We start from the raw sequence: 7,966 nt of genomic DNA on the forward strand, positions 1-7,966 counted from the left end.
TTTGTATCGAATAAAAAACGGTCATCGGTCCGGCATATCCGATTTATGAACTATGCAAGCATCTCTTTACCTCATACCGGTTACGCTTGGCGACGTTGAACACCGCCGGGTTCTTCCCGAATACAACCGCGAAGTGATCCTTTCCATCCGCCATTTTATTGTGGAGAATGTGCGTACGGCACGTCGTTTCCTGAAGAAGACGGAGCCGTCTATCGTGATAGACGACCTGACTTTTTACGAATTGAACAAGCATACCTCATCCGAAGATGTGGCCGGTTATCTGGTTCCGTTGGCAAAAGGTGAATCGGTCGGCGTGATTTCGGAGGCGGGGTGTCCGGCTGTTGCCGATCCGGGTGCGGATGTCGTGGCGATTGCACAACGGAAGGGCTACAAAGTGGTCCCGTTAGTAGGGCCGTCTTCTATCCTGATGTCGGTTATGGGCTCCGGCTTTAATGGGCAGAGCTTCGCTTTTCACGGCTATCTGCCGATCGACGCTTCGGAGCGGACGAACACGATCAAGAAGCTGGAAGGCCGCATCTATTCGGAGAACCAGACGCAGTTGTTCATCGAAACGCCTTACCGCAACAACAAACTGGCGGAAGAGCTGATTCGTACTTGTCGCCCGTCCACTAAACTTTGTATTGCTTCGAACATCACCTGTGAGGATGAATATATCCACACGCGTCCGGTAAAGGAATGGGCCGGTAAAGTGCCCGATCTGAGTAAGAAACCGACAATCTTCTTAATCTATAAATAAATGGCAGCTTATCAGGCACACGAAACAGCGGTTATCGACCCCGGATGCACGATCGGCGATAATACCCGTATCTGGCATTTCTCGCATATCATGTCCGGTTGTACGATCGGGCAGGACTGTAACATCGGACAGAATGTAGTGATCTCGCCGGAAGTGGTTCTCGGGAATAATGTGAAAGTCCAGAATAACGTATCCGTTTATACCGGAGTGACGTGTGAAGACGATGTCTTTTTAGGTCCCAGTTGCGTATTCACCAATGTGATCAATCCCCGTAGTGCCGTCGTTCGCAAGAACCAATATCAGAAAACCCATATCGGCAAAGGGGCAACTGTCGGAGCGAATGCAACTATCGTTTGCGGCCATACTATCGGTGAATATGCTATGATCGGCGCAGGGGCTGTTGTAACTAAAGACATTCCCCCTTATGCCTTGGTTGTCGGTAATCCGTCCGTTCAGATCGGCTGGGTAAGCGAATACGGCCACCGCCTCGATTTCAACGAAAAAGGTATTGCCGTATGTCCCGAAAGCGGGCAGCAATACCAATTACATGACGATGTCGTAAAACGTATCTTGTAGAGGGCGAGGTTGCTTGCCCTTAACAGCTGTGATGATAATCAATCTCCATTAAGCCATCTTTTCCCTTTCGGAGTGAGTAAAAAGATAAGGAATGCACCTCCAAAAATAATAATCGTACTACATAAATAGATAAAAGTCATAATTTACTCCTTTCCTTTTATAAATAAGATAAAACTAATACAAGCCAATAACGTAACCGCAATAGTTCCAAGAACAAAAATAAAGAATTTATTAACATCAAGGCTCATGATGTTTACTAAAATAACGCCGGCAAAGACTAACTTTGATAAATCGAGGCATATTTACTGATTTCTAAATAGATTGCTTTTAATAGTCTTCGGTTCTTTCTTAACGAAGTCTTTTTAGTGTAATAAACTTGTTTTGCAGGTATTTTGCTCATAGTTAATTATTTTGATTATTAATAATGCCCCAAAGATATAAAAAAGGCGGACAAGTTAATCATCCGCCTCCTCTTTTATTTTTTTAGCAAGCCTTGAAGCTCATATCCAGTCCCTTGACGGAGTGGGTCAGTGCTCCGACCGAAATATAGTCCACACCGCATTCCGCGTAGTCGCGAAGTGTGGCAAAGGTGATACCGCCGGAAGATTCCAGCTCGTAACGACCGGCAACCATTTCGACAGCTTTCTTCGTATTCTCGATATTGAAGTTGTCCAGCATGATGCGGTCGATGCCGCCGACACGCATGGCTTCCTGCAATTCGTCGAAGTTACGGACTTCGATTTCGATCTTCAGGTCCTTGTTCTTCTCTTTCAGATATTGATGACAACGTGTGATCGCCGCTTCGATGCCTCCGGCAAAATCCACATGGTTATCTTTCAGCAGAATCATGTCGAACAAACCGATACGATGATTAACACCGCCGCCGATTTTAACCGCTTCCTTTTCGATCATGCGCAGACCCGGAGTCGTTTTACGCGTATCCAACACGCGTGTTTTTGTGCCTTCCAGCGCTTTTACGTATTTGCGTGTAGTCGTTGCGATACCGCTCATGCGTTGCATCACGTTCAGCATCAGGCGTTCGGTCTGCAAGAGAGACTGCACTTTTCCTTCTACGACGAAAGCAATATCGCCCTTTTTCACCTCAGTCCCGTCCTGTATAAACGTTGTCATCTTCAAGTCCGGATCGAAAGCCCGGAAGATGCGTTCAGCCATTTCGACACCGGCCAGTACGCCGTCTTCTTTTACGATCAGCTGGCTTTTACCCATTTCCGTTGCCGGGATACAACACAGCGTTGTATGGTCGCCATCACCTATATCTTCTGCAAATGCCAGGCGGATTAGTTCCGCAATCAGTTGTTCTTTTGTTTCTTTTAAGTTCATATCCTTTATTATTCTATTCTGACAGATTGTATAATCGCTTTGTCTCCTTCCGCCCGGTAGGTCACGTTTACACGGTATTCACCAGATGCGGTAGGCAGTTTGCCGACAAAGAAACCATTCTCTTTTTTATCAGCATGATGCACGACTGTGAATCCTGTCGGTTTATGACTTCCGAAGAAGGCATTCAGCATTGAAACAGCATCGTTTGCGTTGCACTTTTTGGACGAACCCGGTAGGGCCATGTCGACTTCCTTGTCCATTGATCCGCTGAGCGACGAGGCGTTGCCTCCCTTGAAAGCATTCGAAATCGGAGCGATATCGGCAGCCATCACACTCAGAACCGAGAGAACCAATGCCAACGTAAGAAATAATCGTTTCATAAGCTATCTCCTCTTTTTATGAGTACTATCATGCAAAGGTATGTATTTTTTCCTGTAATTTAGCGCCTTCAATCTCTAAAATGTAAACGAATGAAAATTGCGCTAATTGTGATAGGTAAGACGGATGCCGGCTATTTTGTAGAAGCGATCAATGAATATAAGAATCGTCTGGTCCATTATATCCCCTTTGAACTGGAAGTGATTCCCGACATCAAGAACGTCAAAAACCTGTCCGAACCGCAGCAGAAAGAGAAGGAGGGAGAATTGATACTGAAGGCGTTGCAACCCGGAGATTATTTGGTTTTGTTGGATGAAAAAGGAAAAGAGTTTACATCTATGCAGTTTTCCGTATATCTCGAAAAGAAGATGCATACCGTTCCGAAGCGGTTGGTCTTTGTCGTCGGTGGCCCGTATGGTTTCAGTGAGGCTGTTTACAAAGCATCTGCCGAGAAAATATCATTGAGTAAAATGACCTTTTCCCACCAGATGATTCGTTTGATTTTTGTCGAACAGATTTATCGGGCGATGACGATCCTAAATAATGAACCGTACCATCATGAATAATGTATCAATGTGCAAATATGCCAATGTGCCAATGAAAACAGCAATCGTTTGTATCATCATTGCACATTGGCACATTAAATAATTGCCACATTATTATTCCCTTGTCTTTTGTAGCAACAGATAATCCAGTAATGTCATCGCCGTCATCGATTCGACGATAGGCACTGCACGCGGCAAGACGCACGGGTCATGGCGGCCACGAGCCTTTAATATCGTATCTTCGCCATCCATATTAACCGTTTCCTGTTCCATCAGGATCGTGGCAACCGATTTGAAGGCGACGCGGAAGTAAATATCCTGTCCGTTCGAGATGCCTCCCTGGATTCCACCGGAATGGTTGGTGCGGGTGTTGATATGCCCGTTGTCGTTAAAGAAACGGTCGTTTCGTTCCGATCCCCGGTATAAGGCAGCATCGAAACCGTCGCCATACTCAAAACCTTTTACGGCATTGATCGTCAGCATGGCATGTCCTAACGCTGCATGCAGTTTCCCGAAAACCGGTTCGCCCAGCCCTACGGGAACCCCTTTGGCTACACACGTGATGACACCGCCGATCGTATCGCCTTTGGATTTGACTTCTGCTATCAACGCTTCCATCTCGGCCGCTGTTGCCGCATCGGGACATCGTACGGCCGTATCTTCCACCTTACTGAGATCATAATCCGCATAAGAACCTTCCAACTTGATATTTCCCACCTGGGAAGTATAAGCCTGGATGCTGATCCCTTTCCGGCGGAGCGCTAACTTGGCGATTGCGCCGGCAACACAACGCGCGATTGTCTCGCGTGCCGACGAACGTCCGCCGCCCCGGGGGTCACGGATTCCGTATTTTGTCTGATAGGTATAATCGGCATGTGAAGGGCGATAGACACTCTTCATATTGTCGTAGTCCGACGAATGCTGATTCTTGTTCCAGATGATAAAGCCGATCGGAGTACCAGTCGTCTTCCCTTCATAAATGCCGGAAAGAAACTGTACTTCGTCGTCTTCCTTACGTGGAGTTGTGATCTTGGACTGTCCCGGCTTACGGCGGTTCAGTTCGCTTTGGATAAAAGCCGTGTCCAGCTCGATCCCGGCCGGGCATCCGTCAATCACGCCTCCGATTCCGGGACCGTGCGATTCTCCGAAAGAGGTCAGTCTGTATATGTTTCCGAACGTATTCACCTTATATTAGTGGCAACCGCCGCATCCACATCCACCATCATGATTGTGGTCTCCACAATCGCTTCCGCAATCGTCGCATCCGCAACCGCATCCTCCTGCCGGAGCAGAAAGAGCTGCTATTTCTTCGGCTGTCGGTTCGTGTACGTCGATAACATCACCGCTGAAATGCAGTGTTTCGCCTGCCAACGGATGATTGAAGTCCATTACGACTACATCGTCTTTCACTTCTAAAACAGAACCGTTCATGCGATTACCGTTTGAATCCATCATCGGAACCGTGTTGCCTTCTTTGATCATTTCCGAGTCGAACTTGCCGTCCACTTCGAAAATATTCTTCGGCAGGTCCAAAACGTGTTCCTCCACATACTCGCCGTATGCATCAGCCGGAGCTATAGAGAAGTTAAATTTGTTGCCTACTTCCAGGTCTTTCAGAGCGTCTTCAAAAGCGGGGAGCATAGCGCCTGTGCCGAAGATAAATTTCAAAGGCGTTTCGGCTGTTGCTCTTTCCATCAATTCGCGTTCTTCGCCTTCGCCTACGTTCAGGTCGTAAGTAACTGCAACGAACTTATTTGCTGTAATTTTCATTATAAAATTGTTTTTGTGATAAATAAAACGATGACAAATTTACGCATAATTTCCGACTAAAAACACTTAATCTTTCAAAAAGTAACCAGCCTTTGCGGAATATACTTATTTGGACTTTATTTCTTACCGATTGCTTTCTTCAACGCTTCCAGAGCCGTTTTCAGGACTGAGCGCGGGCAACCGATGTTCATACGCATAAAACCTTCGCCACCGGGCCCGAACATACTTCCGTCGTTCAGCAACAGGCCGGCTTTTTCCTCGAAGAGGCTGACCAGCTCCGGCTGGCTCAGTTTCAAGTCGCGGCAATCCAGCCAGATAAGGAAAGATGCTTGCGGAGGATATGCTTTTATTTTCGGCAGGTTGGCTTTCAGGTAATCATCCACGAAACGAACATTTTCCGTTATGTACATCCGCATCTGCTGTAACCATTCCGCACCGTAAGTATAGGCTGCTTCCGTTGCCGTATAAGCGAAGATTGTTCCGTCGCCGAACTCGCCGGCTTCCATAAAGGAGTAGAACTGCTCCCGTATCCCGGCATTGGGAACGATCGAATAGGAGGTTACGATACCGGCAATATTGAAAGTCTTGCTTGGTGCCATAAAGGTGATGCTGCAATTGGCTGCCGCTTCGGAAACCGTTGCAAACGGATGGTGCGTATATTGCGGATAGGCCATCTCTGCATGGATCTCATCCGAAATAACCAAAATATGGTGCTTGGCGCAGATCTCAGCCAACCGGATCAGCATATCCTTTTTCCAGACGATGCCGCCCGGATTATGAGGATTGCAAAGGATCAAGACTTTACACCGCTCGTCTATCACCGATTCCAGGTTGTCGAAATCCATTTCATAGACGCCATCCACCATTTTCAGCGGGTTGTACACCACTTCGCGGTGCATACTTTCCGGAACGATACGGAACGGATGGTAAACCGGTGGCTGGATAATCACTTTGTCGCCGGGTTGGGTGAAACACTGAAGGACGAAACCGATTCCCTTTACAATGCCGGGAATGTAGCTGAGCCATTCGCGCTGTATTTTCCAGTTATGTTTATAATGCACCCATTCGATAATACTATTATAGTAAGAGTCCGATCCGTATGTATATCCGAAGATCTCGTGTTCGCAACGTTTCCTGATAGCATCGACTATAAAGTCCGGTGTCCGGAAATCCATATCGGCAACCCAAAGGGGAACCAAGTTCTCATTGCCGAATCGTTCCTTTAAGGTATCAAACTTGATGCAATTAGTGCCCCGGCGTTCGATGACCTCGTCAAAGTTGTACTGTTTCATTTGTTTATTATTTCAGTCTGCGGGGGGCAAATATACAAATTATCTCTTTGTACCTATATGTTCGATTCCGGAAATAGTTGTTATAGCTGAAACTTATATCCGATTGCCAAAGTTGCGTTCCGGTTTCTCAACTGTTTATAAAGCCCGGCCTGCTCGAATCCTTTCCACATGTCTTTTAATCCTAAGTCATAGTTGAAAGACAGGCTGATTTGTCCGATCTCGGCATTCAGTCCGAAACGCAATCCGCTATCGAAGCGGTTGAAGGCATAAGCGAGCTTTCTTTCCGATTCAGCAGTATAATAGTAATGCGACTCAAAAGGATTAGACCATTCCGTTACGTTCATAGACTCATTGGGATTATATCCTGTGGCGCTTTTTTCAAACTCACCCGTACCGTTGACTCCCCAGGCAAAATATGCTCCGACAGAAGGTGTCAGATGGATATTGGATGCTACCGGTATTCGATAACCGACCTGTAAGGGAATTTCTATATATCCTAATCTGGCAAGCAGTTCGTATCCGAGTTTGTCTGCACAAATCGTATTTGCACCTTTCATTGTATGAAAGACTCCGGTAGACAGATTGATCCGGTTTTTAAAAGCATAATCCACCGTCAATCCCCCATGAGATCCAATCTGCGTATGATTGGTTACGATATTCACACTCGACAGGTCGATACCGGCCTCTGCACCTAAGCGCCATTGTGCCTTTGCTGGAAAAAAACAAATACAGAACAGTGCAGCAATCAACAATTTTGTAACTTTCATGACTTTAAAATATTAATGTTATATATTGTAAGACTTGAATTTCTTGAATCCCCCTATTTATGGCAGCATGAAAAATCTTAAAGATGTTATTATGTGCGAAACACGGGATTACATTCGGATTACTATTATTCAAGAGAAAAGAAATTATCCTGATAATTCTTGGATCAATATGTATAAACTATACAATAACCCCCCTTTTCTACCGTTTTTCTATTTCGTCCGAAATCTTGATCGATTTTGAATTGACTCTTTTCTTGGTTTTAACCTCTCCGGCTGACACTGGAAAAAGCGGGCTGCCGAGGTCATCCCGAAAAACGTGCAATTTGTTTCCCTAAAACCGGAAATACCGGCAAAGTGATAAACCTTAACTCCCGGAGAATCGAATATTTGAAAATAAAACGGACGGCGTTCCAAATATCGCAAGGAAATTTAGGTGCTTTTTTGCCCTTTAGACGGTCCTCTTTTCAATTACGACCGTCCAAATCGCCATTACGACCGTGCTAATCTTCGCGAGGTGCCGAGTGCACTACACATTAGCAC

At 46.0% G+C, this 7,966-nt stretch carries 10 protein-coding genes; 3 read left to right on the top strand and 7 right to left on the bottom strand.

Annotated elements, in window-relative coordinates; all coding sequences use genetic code 11:
* Nucleotides 1–52: 52 nt before the first annotated feature.
* Both DW083_RS19705 and DW083_RS19710 read left to right on the top strand, forming a co-directional pair.
* Nucleotides 53–757, top strand: a complete 705-nt coding sequence (locus DW083_RS19705) for an SAM-dependent methyltransferase (protein ID WP_122333574.1) — start codon at nt 53–55, stop codon at nt 755–757.
* Entirely contained in the window at nt 758–1,333 is a 576-nt protein-coding gene (locus tag DW083_RS19710) for an acyltransferase (protein ID WP_122333575.1), read from the top strand.
* 143 nt (nt 1,334–1,476) lie between these two features.
* On the opposite strand, the gene DW083_RS23700 is transcribed toward DW083_RS19710, so the two are convergent.
* The 3 genes from DW083_RS23700 to DW083_RS19725 all read right to left on the bottom strand — a co-directional run bounded on the left by DW083_RS23700 (nt 1,477) and on the right by DW083_RS19725 (nt 3,054).
* Nucleotides 1,477–1,635 (bottom strand): DUF6722 family protein, encoded by a 159-nt coding sequence (locus DW083_RS23700; RefSeq protein ID WP_370039453.1) that lies wholly within the window; start codon nt 1,633–1,635, stop codon nt 1,477–1,479.
* A 181-nt stretch (nt 1,636–1,816) separates the two neighbouring features.
* On the bottom strand, nt 1,817–2,674 hold the full coding sequence (gene nadC / locus DW083_RS19720) for a carboxylating nicotinate-nucleotide diphosphorylase (RefSeq protein ID WP_122333576.1): 858 nt from the start codon (nt 2,672–2,674) through the stop codon (nt 1,817–1,819).
* Between the two features lie 8 nt (nt 2,675–2,682).
* On the bottom strand, nt 2,683–3,054 hold the full coding sequence (locus DW083_RS19725) for a DUF4783 domain-containing protein (protein WP_115500141.1): 372 nt from the start codon (nt 3,052–3,054) through the stop codon (nt 2,683–2,685).
* Nucleotides 3,055–3,144: 90 nt separating this feature from the next.
* On the opposite strand from DW083_RS19725, the gene rlmH reads away from it, so the two are divergent.
* Complete coding sequence (rlmH, locus tag DW083_RS19730; RefSeq protein ID WP_115500140.1) at nt 3,145–3,618, top strand: 23S rRNA (pseudouridine(1915)-N(3))-methyltransferase RlmH; 474 nt, start codon at nt 3,145–3,147, stop codon at nt 3,616–3,618.
* Between the two features lie 93 nt (nt 3,619–3,711).
* On the opposite strand, the gene aroC is transcribed toward rlmH, so the two are convergent.
* The 4 genes from aroC to DW083_RS19750 all read right to left on the bottom strand — a co-directional run bounded on the left by aroC (nt 3,712) and on the right by DW083_RS19750 (nt 7,426).
* On the bottom strand, nt 3,712–4,782 hold the full coding sequence (aroC, locus tag DW083_RS19735) for a chorismate synthase (protein ID WP_122333577.1): 1,071 nt from the start codon (nt 4,780–4,782) through the stop codon (nt 3,712–3,714).
* Nucleotides 4,783–4,788: 6 nt separating this feature from the next.
* Nucleotides 4,789–5,367, bottom strand: coding sequence for a peptidylprolyl isomerase (locus tag DW083_RS19740; RefSeq protein WP_122333578.1), 579 nt, complete (start codon nt 5,365–5,367; stop codon nt 4,789–4,791).
* A gap of 116 nt (nt 5,368–5,483) precedes the next feature.
* Complete coding sequence (locus tag DW083_RS19745; protein WP_122333579.1) at nt 5,484–6,659, bottom strand: MalY/PatB family protein; 1,176 nt, start codon at nt 6,657–6,659, stop codon at nt 5,484–5,486.
* Nucleotides 6,660–6,739: 80 nt separating this feature from the next.
* Nucleotides 6,740–7,426: an outer membrane beta-barrel protein gene (locus tag DW083_RS19750; protein WP_122333580.1), complete on the bottom strand. Its 687-nt coding sequence runs from the start codon at nt 7,424–7,426 to the stop codon at nt 6,740–6,742.
* Nucleotides 7,427–7,966 lie beyond the last annotated feature (540 nt).

This window comes from Parabacteroides sp. AF48-14 (assembly GCF_003477465.1).
In the GTDB taxonomy this organism is placed as follows: Bacteria; Bacteroidota; Bacteroidia; order Bacteroidales; family Tannerellaceae; genus Parabacteroides; species Parabacteroides acidifaciens.

Coding starts and splice junctions, on each gene's coding strand:
- DW083_RS19710 (WP_122333575.1), top strand. CDS start 758: ATGGCAGCTTATCAGGCACACGAAACAGCGGTTATCGACCCCGGATGC.
- DW083_RS19705 (WP_122333574.1), top strand. CDS start 53: ATGCAAGCATCTCTTTACCTCATACCGGTTACGCTTGGCGACGTTGAA.
- DW083_RS19750 (WP_122333580.1), bottom strand. CDS start 7,426: ATGAAAGTTACAAAATTGTTGATTGCTGCACTGTTCTGTATTTGTTTT.
- rlmH (WP_115500140.1), top strand. CDS start 3,145: ATGAAAATTGCGCTAATTGTGATAGGTAAGACGGATGCCGGCTATTTT.
- DW083_RS19745 (WP_122333579.1), bottom strand. CDS start 6,659: ATGAAACAGTACAACTTTGACGAGGTCATCGAACGCCGGGGCACTAAT.
- nadC (WP_122333576.1), bottom strand. CDS start 2,674: ATGAACTTAAAAGAAACAAAAGAACAACTGATTGCGGAACTAATCCGC.
- DW083_RS19740 (WP_122333578.1), bottom strand. CDS start 5,367: ATGAAAATTACAGCAAATAAGTTCGTTGCAGTTACTTACGACCTGAAC.
- DW083_RS19725 (WP_115500141.1), bottom strand. CDS start 3,054: ATGAAACGATTATTTCTTACGTTGGCATTGGTTCTCTCGGTTCTGAGT.